Below are 16315 nucleotides of genomic sequence, written 5' to 3' on the forward strand. Positions count from 1 at the left end.
TTTTTCGATGGGCACAGTCACCTATTTCGCGGCCATCGTCATCATGTTCCTCGTCGTGGTCGTACTCGGACGCGGCCTCTACAACATGATGGTGGGCGGCAGCGGCAACACATCCAACAAGCTGATGCAGTTGCGCATCGTGCTGCAGGCGATCGCGGTCGCGCTGATCATGCTGACGCTGTGGCTGACCGGAGGCGGTCGCTCCTGACATGGTGAAGCTCAACAAGATCTATACCCGCACCGGCGACGACGGAACGACCGGGCTGGCGATCGGCCCGCGCCGGCTGAAATCCGACCTGCGCATCGAAGCCTTCGGCGCGATCGACGAGGCCAATTCCGCCATCGGGCTGGCCATTCTCCATTGTGGCGAAAGGGCTGAACTCGCCACGGCCCTGCGCCGCATCCAGAACGATCTCTTCGATCTCGGCGCGGATCTCGCCACGCCGGAGACCGGCGAACCTCTCGCCTGGGAGCCGCTGCGCATCCTGCCGGCTCAGGTGGCCTGGCTGGAAGGCGAGATCGACCGGCTGAACGACAAGCTCGAGCCGTTGAATTCCTTCATCCTGCCCGGCGGATCGGCGCTCGCGGCGCATCTGCATCTCGCCCGCACCATTGCGCGGCGGGCGGAGCGGGTGATGGTGGCGCTGCGCGATGGCCAGCAGGAGATCGTCAACGCGGAAGCGCTGAAATATGTGAACCGCCTGTCGGATTACCTGTTCGTCGCCTCGCGGCACGCCAATCATGACGGGCGCGACGATATTCTCTGGGTTCCCGGCAAAAACAGGTAAGGGCTGATCAGGCGCATGTTCGTTCCAATCTATGACGTCAATGCGCTCAAACATATCCGCCTGCAATATGTGACGCTGGGTCTGATCGCCCTCAACACCATCGTGTGGCTCGCGACCGGTTTTTTCGCCACCGAGGATTTCGCCGCCGGCGCCTCGCTCGGTCTCGGCTTCATCCCGGCGCTCATCCACGACTATGCGGTGCTCGACACCGAACTCAAGATCGCGCCTGAGGGCGCGACCTACATTACCTATGCCTTCCTGCATGGCTCCTTCATGCATCTGGCCAGCAATATGCTGTTTCTCTGGGTGTTCGGGGACAATGTCGAGGACGCCATGGGGCATGTGCGCTTCATCCTCTTCTACCTCCTCTGCGCCGCCGCCGGCGCCTGGCTGCACGGGATGGTGCTGCCGCAATCGGACGGGCCGCTGATCGGCGCCTCAGGGGCGATCTCCGGCGTCGTCGCCTCCTATTTCTTCCTGCATCCGCGCGTCCGGGTCTGGGTGCTGATTCTCTGGCGCTTCCCGCTGCCGCTGCCGGCCTTCATTCCGCTGATCTTCTGGATCGGCCAGCAATTCTACATGCTTCTGGTCGACGCCGACGGCTCTGTGTCCTGGGCGGCGCATGTCGGGGGAATCATCGCCGGCCTCGCTCTGACGCCCCTGTTGAAACGGCGGGAGACGCCGCTGCTCGACAGGCAGATCGTCAAGCCGGCGGGCGTGGAATTGACGCAAAAAGAAGAGACCGCCGGAAATGACGACACGCCGCGCTGGGGTCGCGGATAAAATCGATTGGGCCAGACCAACCCGATGTTGACGGTCCCTCAGGCCGCCTATATTCCCATTGCGACATCTATTTCGGGAGGACTGTCAGCATATTCCGTCTTTCGAATGGCAGAATCGTGCTGGAAACTGACGCCGATAGACAAATGAACCGGGCGAAGATGGCGCATTTTCGCCAGCAGAGCTGAACAGGAAGGGAACCCATGAAAATCCTTGTGACCGTCAAGCGCGTGGTCGATTACAACGTCAAGATCCGGGTGAAAGCCGATGGTTCGGGCGTCGAACTCGCCAATGTGAAGATGTCGATGAATCCCTTCGACGAAATTTCCGTCGAGGAAGCGCTGCGTCTCAAGGAAGCCGGCAAGGCGAGCGAAGTCGTCGTCGTGTCCGTGGGTCCGGCAAAGGCCGAGGAAACCCTGCGCACCGCGCTCGCCATGGGCGCTGACCGCGCCATCCTGGTCGAGACCGACGCTGAGGTCGAGCCGCTCGCCGTCGCCAAGATCGTCAAGGGCGTGGCGGAAGCCGAACAGCCTGGTCTGGTGATCGTCGGCAAGCAGGCGATCGACGACGATTCCAACCAGACAGGCCAGATGCTGTCGGCCCTGCTCGGCTGGCCGCAGGCCACCTTCGCCTCCAAGGTCGAAATCAAGGACGGCTCCGCCGACATCACCCGCGAAGTCGACGGCGGCCTGCAGACCATCAATGTCAAGCTGCCGGCGGTGGTGACCTCGGATCTCCGCCTCAACGAGCCGCGCTACGCCTCGCTGCCCAACATCATGAAGGCCAAGAAGAAGCCGCTCGACAAGAAGAGCCCGGCCGATTTCGGCGTCGACATCGCCCCGCGCCTGAAGGTCGTCAAGACCGAAGAGCCGGGCGGCCGCAAAGCCGGCGTCAAGGTCAAGACCGTCGCTGAGCTGGTCGAAAAGCTGAAAACCGAAGCCGGCGTTCTCTAATTCAGGAAAGGGACAAGACAGATGGCTATTCTTCTTCTCGCCGATCACGACAATTCCACTCTTTCCGACCAGACCGCCAAGGCGCTGACGGCGGCCGCCCAGATCGGCGGCGACGTGCATGTGCTGGCCGCAGGCAAAGGCGTGTCCTCCGTGGCCGAACAGGCCGCCAAGCTCGCAGGCGTCGCCAAGGTGCTGACGGCTGACGGCGACGACTACGCCCATCAGCTGGCCGAGCCGCTCGCAGCCCTGATCGTGTCGCTGGCTCCGGCCTATGACGTGATCCTCGCCGCCGCCACCGCGACGGGCAAGAACGTCTCGCCGCGCGTCGCAGCGCTCCTCGACGTCGCCCAGGTGTCGGAAATCATCGAAGTGGTGTCCGCCGACACGTTCAAGCGCCCGATCTATGCCGGCAACGCCATCCAGACCGTGCAGTCGACCGACACTAAAAAGGTGATCACGGTCCGCACCGCCGGCTTCGCGGCAGCTTCCGACGGCGGTTCCGCCGCGATCGAAGCCGTGGCCGGCGCCGGCAATCCGGGTCTTTCCAGCCATGTCGCCGACGCGCTGTCGTCGTCTGATCGTCCGGAGCTGACCTCGGCCAAGATCATCGTCTCGGGCGGCCGCGCCGTGGGTTCGGCCGAGAAGTTCCGTGAAGTGATCCTGCCGGTGGCCGACAAGCTCGGCGCCGCCGTGGGCGCAAGTCGCGCCGCCGTCGACGCCGGCTACGCGCCGAACGACTGGCAGGTGGGCCAGACCGGCAAGGTGGTCGCGCCCCAGCTCTATATCGCCTGCGGCATTTCCGGCGCCATCCAGCATCTCGCCGGCATGAAGGACTCCAAGATCATCGTCGCCATCAACAAGGACGAGGAAGCGCCGATTTTCCAGGTGGCCGATTACGGCCTGGTGGGCGACATTTTCGAGATTCTGCCGGAACTCGAAAAGGCGCTCTGATCCCAGAACCCTTTCTTCGCACCTGCAAAAAAAGCTGGCGCGAAGATCATAAGGGAAGTATCAAAATGGCCGGGCTTGCGAAAGCAGCGCCGGCCATTATGATGTTTATGGGCCGGGCGCCCAAGGGATAGACAAGACTTCATAAAAAGCGGAAACGGACAGGACAATGGGCAGTGAAATCAAGTCTGTAGGCGTCATCGGGGCTGGCCAGATGGGCTGCGGCATCGCGCAGGTGTCGGCAGCTTCCGGCTACCAGGTGCAGATCTACGACCTGTCGCCTGACCGTATCGAGGCAGGGCTCGCCACCATCAACGGCAATCTCGCCCGCCAGGTGGCGAACGGCAAGATGAGCGAAGAGCAGCGGAAAGCGTCGCTGGCGCGGATCTCCGGCTCGGCCGATCTCAACGACCTTGCATCCGCCGACATCGTGATCGAGGCCGCGACGGAGGACGAATCCGTCAAGCGCAAGATCTACTCTTCCGTCTGTCCGGTTCTGAAGCCGGATGCGATCCTGGCCACCAACACCTCGTCGCTGTCGATCACCCGTCTGGCCTCGGCGTCGGACCGGCCGGAAAAGTTCATGGGCATCCATTTCATGAATCCGGTGCCGGTGATGAAGCTGGTGGAACTGGTGCGCGGCATCGCGACCGACGAGGCGACCTTCAAATCCGCACGCGCCTTCGTGACCAGCCTCGAAAAAGAAATCACCGTCGCCGAGGATTTCCCGGCCTTCATCGTCAATCGCATCCTGCTGCCGATGATCAACGAAGCCATCTACACGCTTTATGAAGGCGTGGGCACGGTGGACGCCATCGACACGGCGATGAAGCTCGGGGCCAACCATCCAATGGGCCCGCTGCAGCTCGCCGATTTCATCGGCCTCGACACCTGCCTGTCGATCATGCAGGTGCTGCATGACGGTCTGGCCGACAGCAAATATCGCCCCTGCCCGCTGTTGGTGAAATATGTCGAAGCCGGCTGGCTCGGTCGCAAATCCGGCCGCGGTTTCTACGATTATCGCGGCGAAGTGCCGGTTCCGACCCGCTGAACCGCGACCCTCGCGCCTCTTCGAACGGCCGGCTCTCGTCGGCCGTTTTTTGTTGCGCCCGGACATAAAATCATACAATTTCCCGCGCCATCAGACTGCGCAAAGGGGGACATATGGCCAAGGTGGAAGATTTCGGCGTCGACGCGAGCGGCGCGAAGGTTGCGCGCATCACCCTGACCGGCGGCGGCCTGACCGCCAAGGTGCTGACCTGGGGCGCGGTCATTCAGGACCTTCGGCTTGAGGGACATGCGCCGCCGCTGGCGCTCGGCTTCGAAACCATGGAGCCCTATCTCTCCCATTCGCCCTATTTCGGCGCGACGCCCGGGCGCAACGCCAATCGCATCGCCAAGGGCCGTTTCACGCTGGACGGCCAGCAACACCAGCTCGAAAGCAACGAGCAAGCGATCACCCATCTCCACGGCGGATCTGACGGCATCGGCGTCAGCAACTGGACGCTGGAAGAGGCAGGAGACGATTTCGTCCGACTGTCCATCGTCGATCCCGATGGTCGCGCCGGCTATCCCGGCAATTGCAGCGTGACCTGCACCTACAGGCTGAGCGGAGACGGCGTGTTGAACGTGCTCTATGAAAGCCGCACCGACCGGCCGACCATCGCCAATATCTGCCAGCACAGCTATTTCAATCTCGACGGCCTGTCCACGACCGACGAACATGAGTTGATGATCAAGGCCGACGCCTATCTGCCGACCGATGAGGAGCAGATCCCGGTTGGCGGACCACGCGACGTCACCGGAACGCTCTTCGATTTCCGCGAACCGGCTTCCGTGGTGCGGCGCGACGACAATGGCGAGCAGTTGCTGCTCGACCATAATTTCTGCCTATCGCCGGAGCGCACGGACAAGCGTCTTGTGGCGCGGCTGGCAAGCAAGGCGTCCGGCGTCGCCATGGATGTGCTGACGACCGAGCCCGGCGTGCAGGTCTATGCCGGCTTCAAGATGGACGTGCCCGTCCCGGGCCTCGAAGGCCGTCGCTATGGCCCCTTTGCAGGGATGTGCCTGGAAACGCAGATCTGGCCGGACGCCATCAACCAGAAGGGCTTTCCCAACGCCGTGCTGCGGCCGGGCGTGGTGTTGCGGCAGGAGACCGACTACGTCTTTTCCCACGCCGGCTGAGGCGCAGCGGCGGATGTAAATTCTCGTCGGGCGATGGAACTCAAGCGCTCCCTACCGGTTTAGCGAAGGGAGTTTTCGGGAACATCGCCATGACCACACCGCTTGCGCTGGACGGCTGCGCCGTTCTCGTCGTCGAAGACAATTATTTCGTTGCGGTGGATACGCAACGCACGCTGATCACCGCCGGCGCCGTCGTGTTCGGCCCCGCCGCCAACGAGCAGGATGCGATGCGGATGATGCAGACCATGTCGCCGACTTTCGCCGTGGTCGACGTCAATCTCGGCCAGGGTCCGTCTTTTCATGTGGCCGAGGCGCTCGCCGATCGCGGCGTGCCGTTCATCTTCGTCACCGGCTATTCGGACCTCGACGCGCCCGATCGCTTCAAGGACATCGTGCGCATCGAGAAGCCCGCGCCGATGGAGAATATCGTCAACGAACTGCACCGGATGAAGAAAGATATTCTGGCGCGCCCCAGCTGATCAGCTCTTTACGGGCGGCACCTTCATCGCGTAGCAACGCACCAGTTCCTCGATGGCGGGATCGAGATCCTGCTGTTCCCAGCCGGCGGCAAGTCCGTCTTCGACCAGACGCAAGCGGATCGGCTTGAGATCGAGAAAGGCCGTATCGGCCTTCAGCGCGAGATCGAGAAACAACGCTTCCAGCGCTTCCTGACAATCGAGATCACGGTCCGTGTAGGGACCCTCTGCGCGCGGCGGACGTATCATCCGGTCTCCCTTTCCCAGCGCGTGAACCTGACCCGGCCGACGCCCCGGCCTGGCGATTTCATGCAATGCGCGGGGACGCAGTAAAGTTCCGGCCATCCGCAATTTTCCTAAAAAAATGTGAGACGGTTGGGCTTTGGAAGTGGTGGGGCCAAGGCCGGAAGGGTCGTGACCTGAAATCCAATCAAGGAATATTTGCTGACCGCGCCCAAACATCGACCGCACAAGGACTACCCGCGGTGACACGAGCGCGTCGGTCGGCATCATCCAGTTCGAAAATTGGCAAGCGGCGATCCGTCGGACCTGGTGATTGTTCCGTTCAGAAATTCTGAGCTTGCGGAATCAAGGTGGAGGCGGACAGAAACCTCGTCGCCAGCGTCAATGTTGCCACGAAACAGCATGGAGAATGGCGCACCGAGACGCCGCACGGCGGCGCTACCCTCCCGCATGCAGAGAACTCCGGTCACCAACGCTGCGAATTCTGCGAAGTAAAACAGTCCCGCGCCGTTGAATTCCTCAAAGGGGCAGGGACGCGTCGTCATTTGATGGATCGGCGCCCCCTGGGGCTCTCGCCACTCCTTGATCGCCTGAATATCCTCCGCGAACTGGCTGGGCCTATGATTGGTTTCAGGTTGAAAATGGCGAATGATCGAACGGCGAATGGAGCGGTTCTCGGCCGCGGCCCGAGCGACGAAAGTCGACTGCAGCAAGACGGAGCCGATCGGCTCGCCATTGACGCTCAATCGATGCAGGCTTTCCATACGGGCATCCGAAACAGCGTAGAGATCCGACGACAGGCCGAGAATGTCGTTCGGACAGGCGGCCGAAAGACGTGCATCGACCTTGAGGGCCGAAATTGCCGCATAGGCTTCCTGGTTGTCGGGGGTGCGGAAGTCTGCGTTGGCGAGGCCGAGGCGCCTTGCGAGCAAGATCCAGTGTCGGTGCCCCAGTTCTTTCAGAAGCCATGTTCGGGAGAGGCCGAATGGTGTGAGATGCGGCATTCCCAACAGCAGTTCCGGACAAAGGGCAAGGCGGAACAGCGCATCGCTCCTGTTGTCCACCGGGCTGGGATCGCGCGGCATCATGTTCATGTGAAATGCACCTCTCTCCGTGGCAATGCGGTCTTCGTCGCGCCGGCCCCGGACGTTTCCAAGGGCCGGTCTGTATTGTGGGGCGGCTTGTCAGGCACCCGAGGCGCGCCGCAAGGGCGTTGCGGCGGCGTCGAGGAAGCGTGCGAGATGATCGACGACGTATTCGGCATCCTTGCCCATGCCGAGGAAGCGGCCGGAGCCCCATGTCCACAACCATGGAAGTCCGAGCACATACACCCCGGGCTCGCGCGTGACGCCGCGACGCTGGACCGGATAACCGGTCCCGTCGAAGATCGGCAAGGCGGCGAAGGACCAGTCGGGCGTGAAGCCGGTCGCCCAGATCACGCTGGTGACGCCAGCGGCTTCGAGATCGAGTTGGGTGATCTCATCCCGAGGCTCCCAGACCGGTTCGTAGATGGTCGGCGGCGGCGCATCGACGCCCTTTTCCGCTATGTAGCGATCGATCAGCGCATTGATGCCGTTATAGACGCGGTCAGCTTCGTCGAGGTTCTGTTTGAGGTTCGGCCGGAAGATCATCTTGCCGCCGGTGACGGTCTCCATGCGTCCGTAGAGCGCCATTCCCTCGAGCGCGAACTGGCGCAGATCAATGTCGCGGCCGCCGTCGCGCCCTGTCAGGTAGTGGTTGGTGTCGTGCTTCTTCTTCGACATTCCGTCATGCTCGATGGTAATTTCGTACTGACCGATATCCGTCAGCCAATCCACCACATCACGACCTCGATAGAAGCGCGCGCAGCGCGGAGCGTTTCCGGTGACCAGATGCACCTTTCGTCCCGCCAGATGCAGGTCCTCGGCGATCTGGCAACCGGATTGGCCTGAACCCACCACCATGACCGCGCCCTCCGGCAAAGAAGCCGCATTGCGGTAATAGGCGGTGTGGACCTGGAGGATCGCTTCGGGCAGTTTCGCCCCGGCGCGGGGAATGAAGGGGTCGGCATAAAGACTGGTCGCCAGAATGACGCTGTTTGCGGTGACGGCGCCTGCGGAGGTCTCAATCAGAAAGACGTCGCCCGAGCGTTCGACAAGGCTTACTTCCGTGTGCTCGACAATGGGAGCCTTCACCTTGGCGATGAAGCGGTCGAGATAGGCGACGATCTCGTCCTTGACCATGAAACCATGCGGATCATCGCCATCATAGGCATGGTCGGGGAGGAGGCACTGATGATTGGGGGTCACCAGGCAAAAGGCGTCCCAGCGCTCGGTCTTCCATTTATGCGCCGCTGTCTTCTTTTCGAAGACGATGTGATCGATGCCGGCTTTCGAGAGATAGTAGCTGGCGGATAATCCGGCCTGGCCGCCGCCGACGACAACGGTCTCGTAATGGTTCTTCAGGGTCGTGTTCGACATGGATAGGCCTTTCAAAGCAGGAAAGTCTTGATCTGGATTTCGGCGTGCGGATCCGTGAAATCGCCTGCACGCTGTTCGATGCGGGAAAGCTGGCCGAGCGCCAGCGAGCAGGCAAAACCGTAGCGTTGCCGGACGCGGTCGCTTGCAATGGTTAGGGACTCGCGACTGCGCGTCAGGAAATCGGACAGGGCATAGCGGCGCCCTTCCTCAAAGTAGTCACGGATGACGAGTGAAGGGGAATAGCACTCTTCCTCGACCCCATCCGGCCATTTCACGATGAAGCGCATTTCAGGCATAGAGCCCCTCCTTTTGGTCGAGAAACGCGTGGTAGGCGGGAAGATGCGCCGCGGCGACCCGATGCCAGTCGTAGCGAGCGGCAACCGTCTGAGCGGCGGCCGTGCAGGATGCTTTTGCTTCTGGCGATAGCGCCGCCAGCATGGCGCCGGCGATGGACGCGGGCTGGTGAGGGTTGCACCATAACGCCGCCGGTGGCGGAACATATTCGGTGAATGGCGCGATCGCGGACAAAACGACCGGCGTCGCGCTCGCCATGGCTTCCAGCACGACAAGCCCGAACCCTTCCTTGAGCGACGGGAAGACCAGGGCGTCTGCATTCCGGAACAATGCGGGCATGTCCTCATCGGCAATGCGTCCAAGACAGGTGACGGCGGCCGCAAGAGCCGGATTCTGAGACAATATTGTCGAGAAGGCGGCCTGATAGCCGCTGTGATCAAGTAAGGAAACGCCGCCCGCGATAAACAGCCGCGCATCCGGGTGAACCGCGAGAACCTGTTCGAAAGCGTCGAGAATGCCGAGCGTGTTCTTGCGCTCCTCGACCCCGCCGACCGCAAGAAAGATCGGGCCTGAACCACGTTTCAGGGTCTGTGCCATGGCGCTATCCGTCGCATTGCGTACAGGTGTGAAGCGGTGTCCATCGACGCCATTGCCGACAGTAACGGCGTTTCGCCCGCGCTGCTGGAACCAGCCGCGCCAGTATTCGCTGACGGTGAACAGCTGATCGGCTTCGTTGATCGAACGGGCCTGCAGTCGGCTTAACTCCGGATCTGCGAATTCATCGATGTGGTGGACGGTTCGAAAAAAGCCGGAAATTCGGCCCTGTCGCTTGAGCGCCGCCAGCGCATTGCCCGAAATGCCGTCATGGGCATGGAAAAGGTCGAATTGCGCAGTTCCGCTCACCCGGAAATAGGCGAGATAATCTTCGATGCGCTGGACGACCATGGCCGTCATATTCGAGGGCGCCGGTCCAACCGGAAAGGGGGCAACCTCGCATCTGGCCGCACGAAAGAAGCCTTTGCCTGCGGCATCAGGCGCGTGCAGAACAACCGAATGGCCAAGCTCGTTCAGCGCCTCCGAGAGCTGCAGGGCGTGAACCACTCCCCCGCGCGGATTGGTGGAATGGGCCAGCATGGCGATGCGCAGGGACTTTATCATGCCTTCTTCGCGCCTCCGAACTGCAATTGCATCAAGGGCTCGTCCCGAAAATTGCGGATGACCGCATGGGATTGGCCTGCTCGTACGGAAACGCTGCACCCGGCCTCAACGGCGCCGATCACCGCTGCGGTCAGTCCCCGGGCAGCGAAGATATCGAGAACAGCCTGCGCCTTGTCGTTAGCCACGGACAGCAGGTAGCCATAGCTTGGAAAGGTGGCGAGCCAGCGCTCGAGCGAGACGCCATAGGGGATCGGTATCCGGTTCAGATCGATGTCGATCGACACGCAGGAACATTCGGCGAGCATGATCGCGGTGCCGACAATGCCGCCCTGGCTGATATCCTTGGCGGCGCGGCAAAGGCCGGCCTCGGCGATCTGCGGCAAGAGATCGAGATCGCCACGCAGGCGCTCGGGCGGCGCATCAAGAGCCGCCTGCCAGTTGTTGAAGGGCTCTCGATAGGCACCGCGATGATCGACGACGGCAATCAGCCAGTCGCCCGGGGCCGCGTCGAAGCTGGTCAATAGAGATTTCGCACGGCCAAGGACCGCAACGGAGAGCTGGCCGCGATCGGTTTTCAGATTGGTGTGTCCACCGACGATCGGCACGGCGAATGTGGACGATGCCGCCTTGAGGCCCGACAGAATGGGGTCGGCTCCTTCCTCACCCTTCGCCCAGACAGCATCGACGACCGCAATCGGTCGGCCACCCATCGCGGCGATGTCCGACAGATTCACCATTACGCCGCACCAGCCCGCGAACCAGGGGTCGGCGGCGACGAATTCGTTCATGAAACCTTCGATCGCAAACAGAAGGTGGCCGTCGCCATCGGGAATAGCCGCGCAGTCATCCCCGACCGCGACCGCTCCGTCCGTCAGCGACAGGCGGTCGGCCGCAAAGGCAATGTCGCGTTTGGCAGAGATGCCTGCGCTCTTCCGCAAGGCGGAGACGATGACCTCGAATTCCGGATGCGTGATCATGCGGCCTTCCTCGGCAAAGCAATGAAGCCTGTTTGCGGTGAAAAGCATGGCGGATAATGTGCGAGGTCCGCCTGCATGCGCAGATGCGGCTTCCCGTGAATGTCCACCTCATCCAGCACCCGCCAATGCAGCCGCCGGAAAAGGAGTTCGTTCTGCGCCTGCACATGCGCGAGGAAAATATGTGCGCCCATGGCGTGCGCCGAGCAGACGGCCAGCCGGATCAATGTCGCGCCCAATGCGCCGATCTTGCGATAGTCGCGGTGAACCGCGAGCCGGGAACCCCACCAGACGCCCGGCTCCGGCTGATGAATGCGCACGGCGCCGACGACATCGTCCGCCACGACGCCGAGCATGGACAGCGCGACGATGGGGATGGCGACCTCGTCTATGGCGTCGTGATCATCGCCGTGGAAAATGCCCTGCTCCTCGCAGAACACCGCCCGCCGAAGCGTGTGAGCGCGATCCTTCTCCCAGGGACATGTGGCGAATTTCACCTGATATTCAGCCGCCCGAAAAGCTTGTGTGGGTTCGATGATCATGCCGTCAGCCTCCGCTCATAGGTGGAGAGCGCCGAACAGGCCCCGCACTTGCCGCAACCGGCCTTGATATCGACGGACTTCAAGCCGCTCGATACGAGCATTTCCGACAAAGGCTTCAGGATAGAGTGCATGAAGTCTGGCGAGGGGGCCGGATGGCTTTCGAGCGGTGTGCCGGAAATGGGAACGAAAGGCACGACGAACGGATAGACGCCGATCGCTGCCAGTTTTTCGCAGATCTCCAGGATTGCTTCGCGTGTGTCTCCAAGGCCTGCGAGGATGTAAGTCGAAACCTGTCCGCGACCGAAGACCTCGACCGCAGCCTTGAAGGAGGACATGTATTTTTCGATCGAAACCTGCGCCTTGCCTGGCATGATCCTGACACGCACCTCCGGCGTGACCGCTTCCAGATGCATGCCCAGCGTATCGACGCCGGCGTCTTTCATGCGCTGGAACCAGAGGTCGTCCTCGGGCGGTTCGCATTGAGCCTGAATCGGGAGATCCACGGCGGCCTTGATGGCGCGTGCGCTCTCGGCCAGGACGGCCGCGCCGCGATCATCGCCCTTCGGCGTGCCGGTCGTCATCACCATATGCTTGACGCCATCCAGCGCGACCGCAGCCTTGGCGACTTCCGCCAACTGTTCCGGCGTCTTGTGGGCGATGGTGCGGCCGGCGGCCAGGGATTGCCCGATCGCGCAGAACTGACAGGTCTTCGTCCGGCTCTGGTAGCGAATGCAGGTCTGCAGCACGGTGGTCGCCAGCACGTCGCGGCCATGCAGAACGGCAATCTGCGAATAGGGAACGCCATCCGCCGTCTTGCCCTCGTAGAACCGGGGACGCAGAGGAAACGTCACCTCGCCCAGCACCTCGCCATTCCGGCTGATGCGGCTTTTGCCGGCCTCATCCGGCTTTTCGACAAGATAGGGGCTTTCGAAGGCGGGCGCCGTGTGAACGGGCACCATCACCGTCATGCCGTCGATGGTCAGGGCCTTGTGATCGGAGGGACCCGCGCCGCCTCTGCGGCTTTCATGGCCAGCCCGGGGAACAACGAGCCTCGCTCCGTAGGACTGCAACTCGTTGATCAAGGTTTCGGTCTTGGGAGACGCCAGACTGTCCATCGGTTTCACTCCTTGTCTGTCTGTTGAACGGGATGGGCTCGACGCTGGCCAGCGGCGCGGCGACACGGTTGTCGAGAAAAAGCTGGAGCAGTTCAGGCCGAGCATAGTGGCCGACCGAATCCATCATGCGCTTGCGCTTGATGATCAGACTCATGTCGAGGTCGGCGATCAGCAGCCCCTCTCCCTCCGTCAATGGAGGGACCAAATGTTTGCCTTCCGGGGAGATGATCGCTGTCATGCAGCCGCCGCGCAGAGCCTTCTGCAGGCCTTCATCGGGGGTAATCGACGCGATCTGCTCGTCGGTCAGCCAGCCGGTGGCGTTGACGACGAAACAACCGCTTTCCAAGGCATGGTGGCGGATGGTGACTTCCATCTGATCGGCGAAGATCGGGCCGACCATGGAGCCCGGGAATTGCGCCACATGAATCTCTTCATGCTGCGCCATCAGCGCGTAGCGCGCGAGCGGGTTATAATGTTCCCAGCAGGCCAGCGCGCCGATCCTTCCGACCGCGCTCGGGGCCACTTTGAGGCCGGATCCATCGCCCTGACCCCAGATCATTCGCTCGTGGAAGGTCGGGGTGATCTTGCGACGCTTGAGGATCAGGCTTCCATCTGCATCGAAGACGAGCTGGGTGTTGTAAAGCGTGCCATGATCGCGCTCGTTGACGCCAAGCACGATGACCATGCCATGCTCTCGCGCCGCGCCGGCGATGGCGTCCGTCGCTGCGGATGGAACCGTGACCGCCTCTTCATAGAGGCGCACATGCTCCCGACCGGACAAGATCGGCGGAAGAACGAACGAGAAATAGGGATACCAGGGAACGAAAGTCTCGGGAAAGACCATCAATTCCACACCCTTGTCGGCGCCTTCGCGGATCGCCTCCAGAACGCGAGACAGCGTCTTCTCGCGCGAGGTCAGATCGGGAGCAATCTGCGCGGCCGCCACTCTGACGGTTTTCTGGTCCATGAGAGAATTCCTTCTTGGCTACGGAAAACCCGGGGCGGCGAGACCACCCCGGGGGCGGGTGATCAGAGCGTCCAGGTGTCGAGAATGAAAGCGCCATCGCGACGATGAAGGAGCACCAGGTCGAGGACATCGAGTGGGCTGATCGGCTTGATGCCGGGGATCAGAGACGGTTCGCCGTGGCCATAGAGCGCCTGCAGCGCAAACCGGCAGGCATAGACCTTGCCGCCTTCTTCCATGAAACCCTTGATCTGGTTGTTGAAGTTGAGATGTCCCGGAAACGCCTCGTCGCCGAGTTTCGGAAAGCCACGCTGTACGCCGAGCGTGACGCCGGGGCCGTACAGCAGGACGGAGGTCTCGAAACCCTTACGCTTCAAACGTTTGGCCTGCAGCAGATTGACGAGACCGATGGAGCCTTCAAACGCGACCGTGTGGAAGGTGATAAGGGCTTTTTCGCCTTCTTTAGCCTGAACGTCCTCGAAGACCTTTTCTTCATAATCGACAAAGAAATCGCCGGCTTCATGTGCGGGCTTGGTGACTGCGGGCATGGGACTCTCCTGTTGTTGTCATGGCTTCCCCATCCAAGGGGATAACCACTGTTTTGCAATCGTCATGCCAGATTGATTTCATAGAGAAACCGATCAATTCATGTGCAGATCCATTCAATAATGCGATCAAATATGGATTACTTGGGACGTTTCCGTTCATACAGAGGGCATCCCGGCGCCAATTTTGAATCCTTTTTGCCGCTTCATTGATCCTGTCAATGTGCATACACGGCGCAGTCCGCTGCCCGAAACGCATATCTTCGTTTACGCTTTGCGTTGGATATGGCCATTTGATTCCAACCCTGCGTCGAGGCCGTCAATTAATGAGTGACATTGATTGGATGCATCGATATACGGTCAATTCCATTGAGGCGGAGAGGGCCGATGAAGGAATGGTTGCCTGACCTGAGACGCAGCAGCAGTCCGCGTTACCGGGCGATCGCGGATGTCATCGAAATGGATCTGCGCAGCGGCGTGCTCGTGGTCGGCGACCGGCTTCCGGCTCAACGGGAGCTCGCTCAGAAGCTTGGCATCGATTTCACCACCGTGGCGCGCGGTTATGTGGAGGCGAAGAAGCGCGGTCTCATCGATACGCATGTCGGTCGGGGCACGTTCGTTACCGGCGGACAGGACCGGGAGCGTCGCGGTTTTGCGCTCGATTTCAGTCCCGACCCACGCCGCCTGCCCGCCGTCGATTTTTCGATGAACATGCCGCCCGAGCCGAACGATCCGGATTTGATCGAGCGCATGCGCGAGGGACTTTGCTCCGTCGCCTCCAGCCTTGTCCCGCTCCTGCGGTATCAAGGGTTCGGCGGCGCGGACATCGACAAGGACGCCGCCGCCGCATGGCTCAGCCGCCGGGGCCTGGTCCCGTCCCAGGAGCGCATCTTCGCCACGCCCGGCGCCCATCCCGCGCTTTTGGCGATCCTCAACATGCTGGCAAAGCCGGGGCAGGTGATCCTGTCGGAGAAGATCACCTATCCCGGCATTCGCTCCATCGCCGCGCAACTGCGGCTCAGCATCCACGGCCTGCCGATGGACAAGGACGGCATTCTGCCGGACGCCTTGGCCAAGGCCTGCGAAACACGCTCGCCGAAGGCGCTTTATCTCAATCCCACGCTACAGAATCCGACCACGCTAACAATTCCCGTTCAGCGGCGTGAGGAAATCTGCGCCGTGGCCCGCAAATATCATCTGCCGATCATCGAGGACGACGCCTATGGCTTCATCCCGCTGCATGCGCCGCCGCCGCTCGCCACGATGGCGCCGGATCTGACCTGGCATATCGGCGGATTGGCGAAATGCATCGGCGCCGGCCTGCGCCTCGCCTATGTCGTCGCGCCCGACACCAAATCCGCCTGGCCCTTTGTCTCGGCGATGAAGGCGAATAATGTCATGGCGTCGCCGCTGAACACCGCGCTGGCGACCCGCTGGATCGAGGACGGCACAGCCGACATGATCCTGCGCTTCATCCGCACCGAAACCGCCGCGCGCCAGAAGATGGTCGCCGATCTGCTGCCTGCCGATAGCTATGCCGCGGATCCCATCAGCTTCAACATCTGGATGCCGCTGCAAAACGGCTGGACGCGGTCGAGCTTCGGCGCGCATATGCGCAACACCCGTCTGGGCATCGTTTCCGCCGACGCCTTCACCGTGGAGGGAGCCCCGGAAGAAGCGGTGCGGATATGTCTCGGCGGCCCTATCGCCCGAGACGAATTGAAAAACGCGTTGGAATTCATGGCGCATGCACTCGAAGGCACGCCGGAAATGGCTGGCTCCTTCTTTTAGCCCGTCGACTCCGGGTGCGGCTAGGCCGTATACTCATAAACGGGCTTCCGCTTTGGGATTGATGATGATTCAAGGCTGCCATTGATTTGGGAGCTTTTTTG

Annotated in this window: 19 protein-coding genes; 9 read left to right on the forward strand and 10 right to left on the reverse strand. The window is 61.7% G+C overall.

Features of this window, described 5'->3' with window-relative positions; all coding sequences use genetic code 11:
• Window positions 1-7: 7 nt before the first annotated feature.
• The 8 genes from E8Q41_RS02465 (at window position 8) to E8Q41_RS02500 (ending at window position 6132) form a co-directional block, all read left to right on the forward strand.
• A complete protein-coding gene (locus E8Q41_RS02465) occupies window positions 8-208 on the forward strand; it encodes a twin transmembrane helix small protein (protein ID WP_137153923.1) in 201 nt (66 codons plus the stop codon).
• A 1-nt stretch (window position 209) separates the two neighbouring features.
• The gene (locus tag E8Q41_RS02470) at window positions 210-788 is read left to right on the forward strand and encodes a cob(I)yrinic acid a,c-diamide adenosyltransferase (RefSeq protein ID WP_137153924.1); all 579 of its coding nucleotides are present in this window, start codon (window positions 210-212) and stop codon (window positions 786-788) included.
• A gap of 15 nt (window positions 789-803) precedes the next feature.
• Entirely contained in the window at window positions 804-1571 is a 768-nt protein-coding gene (locus tag E8Q41_RS02475) for a rhomboid family intramembrane serine protease (RefSeq protein WP_137153925.1), read from the forward strand.
• 200 nt (window positions 1572-1771) lie between these two features.
• Window positions 1772-2521 (forward strand): electron transfer flavoprotein subunit beta/FixA family protein, encoded by a 750-nt coding sequence (locus E8Q41_RS02480; protein ID WP_137153926.1) that lies wholly within the window; start codon window positions 1772-1774, stop codon window positions 2519-2521.
• Between the two features lie 21 nt (window positions 2522-2542).
• Window positions 2543-3472, forward strand: coding sequence for an electron transfer flavoprotein subunit alpha/FixB family protein (locus tag E8Q41_RS02485; RefSeq protein ID WP_137153927.1), 930 nt, complete (start codon window positions 2543-2545; stop codon window positions 3470-3472).
• Window positions 3473-3638: 166 nt separating this feature from the next.
• Window positions 3639-4520, forward strand: a complete 882-nt coding sequence (locus tag E8Q41_RS02490) for a 3-hydroxybutyryl-CoA dehydrogenase (protein ID WP_137153928.1) — start codon at window positions 3639-3641, stop codon at window positions 4518-4520.
• 113 nt (window positions 4521-4633) lie between these two features.
• Complete coding sequence (locus E8Q41_RS02495; protein WP_137153929.1) at window positions 4634-5653, forward strand: aldose epimerase family protein; 1020 nt, start codon at window positions 4634-4636, stop codon at window positions 5651-5653.
• An 89-nt stretch (window positions 5654-5742) separates the two neighbouring features.
• Window positions 5743-6132 carry a response regulator gene (locus E8Q41_RS02500; RefSeq protein WP_137153930.1) on the forward strand — a complete coding sequence of 130 codons (390 nt, stop codon included), beginning with the start codon at window positions 5743-5745 and terminating at the stop codon, window positions 6130-6132.
• On the opposite strand, the gene E8Q41_RS02505 is transcribed toward E8Q41_RS02500, so the two are convergent.
• From E8Q41_RS02505 to E8Q41_RS02550, 10 genes are all read right to left on the reverse strand, one after another.
• On the reverse strand, window positions 6133-6378 hold the full coding sequence (locus E8Q41_RS02505) for a hypothetical protein (RefSeq protein WP_137153931.1): 246 nt from the start codon (window positions 6376-6378) through the stop codon (window positions 6133-6135).
• Window positions 6379-6638: 260 nt separating this feature from the next.
• Window positions 6639-7466 (reverse strand): Pnap_2097 family protein, encoded by an 828-nt coding sequence (locus E8Q41_RS02510; protein ID WP_137153932.1) that lies wholly within the window; start codon window positions 7464-7466, stop codon window positions 6639-6641.
• 90 nt (window positions 7467-7556) lie between these two features.
• A complete protein-coding gene (locus tag E8Q41_RS02515) occupies window positions 7557-8831 on the reverse strand; it encodes an MSMEG_0569 family flavin-dependent oxidoreductase (protein ID WP_137153933.1) in 1275 nt (424 codons plus the stop codon).
• 11 nt (window positions 8832-8842) lie between these two features.
• Entirely contained in the window at window positions 8843-9127 is a 285-nt protein-coding gene (locus E8Q41_RS02520) for an MSMEG_0570 family nitrogen starvation response protein (RefSeq protein ID WP_137153934.1), read from the reverse strand.
• Window positions 9120-10283 carry an MSMEG_0565 family glycosyltransferase gene (locus E8Q41_RS02525; RefSeq protein WP_137153935.1) on the reverse strand — a complete coding sequence of 388 codons (1164 nt, stop codon included), beginning with the start codon at window positions 10281-10283 and terminating at the stop codon, window positions 9120-9122. Before E8Q41_RS02525 ends, E8Q41_RS02520 begins: the two co-directional genes overlap by 8 nt.
• The gene (locus E8Q41_RS02530) at window positions 10280-11260 is read right to left on the reverse strand and encodes a sll0787 family AIR synthase-like protein (protein WP_137153936.1); all 981 of its coding nucleotides are present in this window, start codon (window positions 11258-11260) and stop codon (window positions 10280-10282) included. Before E8Q41_RS02530 ends, E8Q41_RS02525 begins: the two co-directional genes overlap by 4 nt.
• Window positions 11257-11799, reverse strand: a complete 543-nt coding sequence (locus E8Q41_RS02535; protein ID WP_137153937.1) for an MSMEG_0567/Sll0786 family nitrogen starvation N-acetyltransferase — start codon at window positions 11797-11799, stop codon at window positions 11257-11259. The genes E8Q41_RS02530 and E8Q41_RS02535 overlap by 4 nt, the downstream gene beginning before the upstream one ends.
• Window positions 11796-12914, reverse strand: coding sequence for an MSMEG_0568 family radical SAM protein (locus E8Q41_RS02540; RefSeq protein ID WP_170976336.1), 1119 nt, complete (start codon window positions 12912-12914; stop codon window positions 11796-11798). Before E8Q41_RS02540 ends, E8Q41_RS02535 begins: the two co-directional genes overlap by 4 nt.
• Window positions 12823-13881, reverse strand: a complete 1059-nt coding sequence (locus tag E8Q41_RS02545; protein ID WP_137153938.1) for a Nit6803 family nitrilase — start codon at window positions 13879-13881, stop codon at window positions 12823-12825. The genes E8Q41_RS02540 and E8Q41_RS02545 overlap by 92 nt, the downstream gene beginning before the upstream one ends.
• A gap of 62 nt (window positions 13882-13943) precedes the next feature.
• Window positions 13944-14426, reverse strand: a complete 483-nt coding sequence (locus E8Q41_RS02550) for an MSMEG_0572/Sll0783 family nitrogen starvation response protein (protein ID WP_137153939.1) — start codon at window positions 14424-14426, stop codon at window positions 13944-13946.
• Window positions 14427-14810: 384 nt separating this feature from the next.
• Between E8Q41_RS02550 and E8Q41_RS02555 the strand changes: the two genes are divergently transcribed.
• Complete coding sequence (locus tag E8Q41_RS02555; protein ID WP_137153940.1) at window positions 14811-16214, forward strand: PLP-dependent aminotransferase family protein; 1404 nt, start codon at window positions 14811-14813, stop codon at window positions 16212-16214.
• Window positions 16215-16315: the final 101 nt, after the last annotated feature.

Origin of the sequence: Rhizobium sp. FKL33 (genome assembly GCF_005222915.1) — a bacterium.
GTDB lineage: Bacteria > Pseudomonadota > Alphaproteobacteria > Rhizobiales > Rhizobiaceae > Rhizobium_E.

Bases quoted from the DNA above. Each gene is read 5' to 3' on its own strand.
- E8Q41_RS02465 (WP_137153923.1), top strand. From the start codon at position 8: ATGGGCACAGTCACCTATTTCGCGGCCATCGTCATCATGTTCCTCGTC.
- E8Q41_RS02470 (WP_137153924.1), top strand. From the start codon at position 210: ATGGTGAAGCTCAACAAGATCTATACCCGCACCGGCGACGACGGAACG.
- E8Q41_RS02475 (WP_137153925.1), top strand. From the start codon at position 804: ATGTTCGTTCCAATCTATGACGTCAATGCGCTCAAACATATCCGCCTG.
- E8Q41_RS02480 (WP_137153926.1), top strand. From the start codon at position 1,772: ATGAAAATCCTTGTGACCGTCAAGCGCGTGGTCGATTACAACGTCAAG.
- E8Q41_RS02485 (WP_137153927.1), top strand. From the start codon at position 2,543: ATGGCTATTCTTCTTCTCGCCGATCACGACAATTCCACTCTTTCCGAC.
- E8Q41_RS02490 (WP_137153928.1), top strand. From the start codon at position 3,639: ATGGGCAGTGAAATCAAGTCTGTAGGCGTCATCGGGGCTGGCCAGATG.
- E8Q41_RS02495 (WP_137153929.1), top strand. From the start codon at position 4,634: ATGGCCAAGGTGGAAGATTTCGGCGTCGACGCGAGCGGCGCGAAGGTT.
- E8Q41_RS02500 (WP_137153930.1), top strand. From the start codon at position 5,743: ATGACCACACCGCTTGCGCTGGACGGCTGCGCCGTTCTCGTCGTCGAA.
- E8Q41_RS02505 (WP_137153931.1), bottom strand. From the start codon at position 6,378: ATGATACGTCCGCCGCGCGCAGAGGGTCCCTACACGGACCGTGATCTC.
- E8Q41_RS02510 (WP_137153932.1), bottom strand. From the start codon at position 7,466: ATGAACATGATGCCGCGCGATCCCAGCCCGGTGGACAACAGGAGCGAT.
- E8Q41_RS02515 (WP_137153933.1), bottom strand. From the start codon at position 8,831: ATGTCGAACACGACCCTGAAGAACCATTACGAGACCGTTGTCGTCGGC.
- E8Q41_RS02520 (WP_137153934.1), bottom strand. From the start codon at position 9,127: ATGCCTGAAATGCGCTTCATCGTGAAATGGCCGGATGGGGTCGAGGAA.
- E8Q41_RS02525 (WP_137153935.1), bottom strand. From the start codon at position 10,283: ATGATAAAGTCCCTGCGCATCGCCATGCTGGCCCATTCCACCAATCCG.
- E8Q41_RS02530 (WP_137153936.1), bottom strand. From the start codon at position 11,260: ATGATCACGCATCCGGAATTCGAGGTCATCGTCTCCGCCTTGCGGAAG.
- E8Q41_RS02535 (WP_137153937.1), bottom strand. From the start codon at position 11,799: ATGATCATCGAACCCACACAAGCTTTTCGGGCGGCTGAATATCAGGTG.
- E8Q41_RS02540 (WP_170976336.1), bottom strand. From the start codon at position 12,914: ATGGACAGTCTGGCGTCTCCCAAGACCGAAACCTTGATCAACGAGTTG.
- E8Q41_RS02545 (WP_137153938.1), bottom strand. From the start codon at position 13,881: ATGGACCAGAAAACCGTCAGAGTGGCGGCCGCGCAGATTGCTCCCGAT.
- E8Q41_RS02550 (WP_137153939.1), bottom strand. From the start codon at position 14,426: ATGCCCGCAGTCACCAAGCCCGCACATGAAGCCGGCGATTTCTTTGTC.
- E8Q41_RS02555 (WP_137153940.1), top strand. From the start codon at position 14,811: ATGAAGGAATGGTTGCCTGACCTGAGACGCAGCAGCAGTCCGCGTTAC.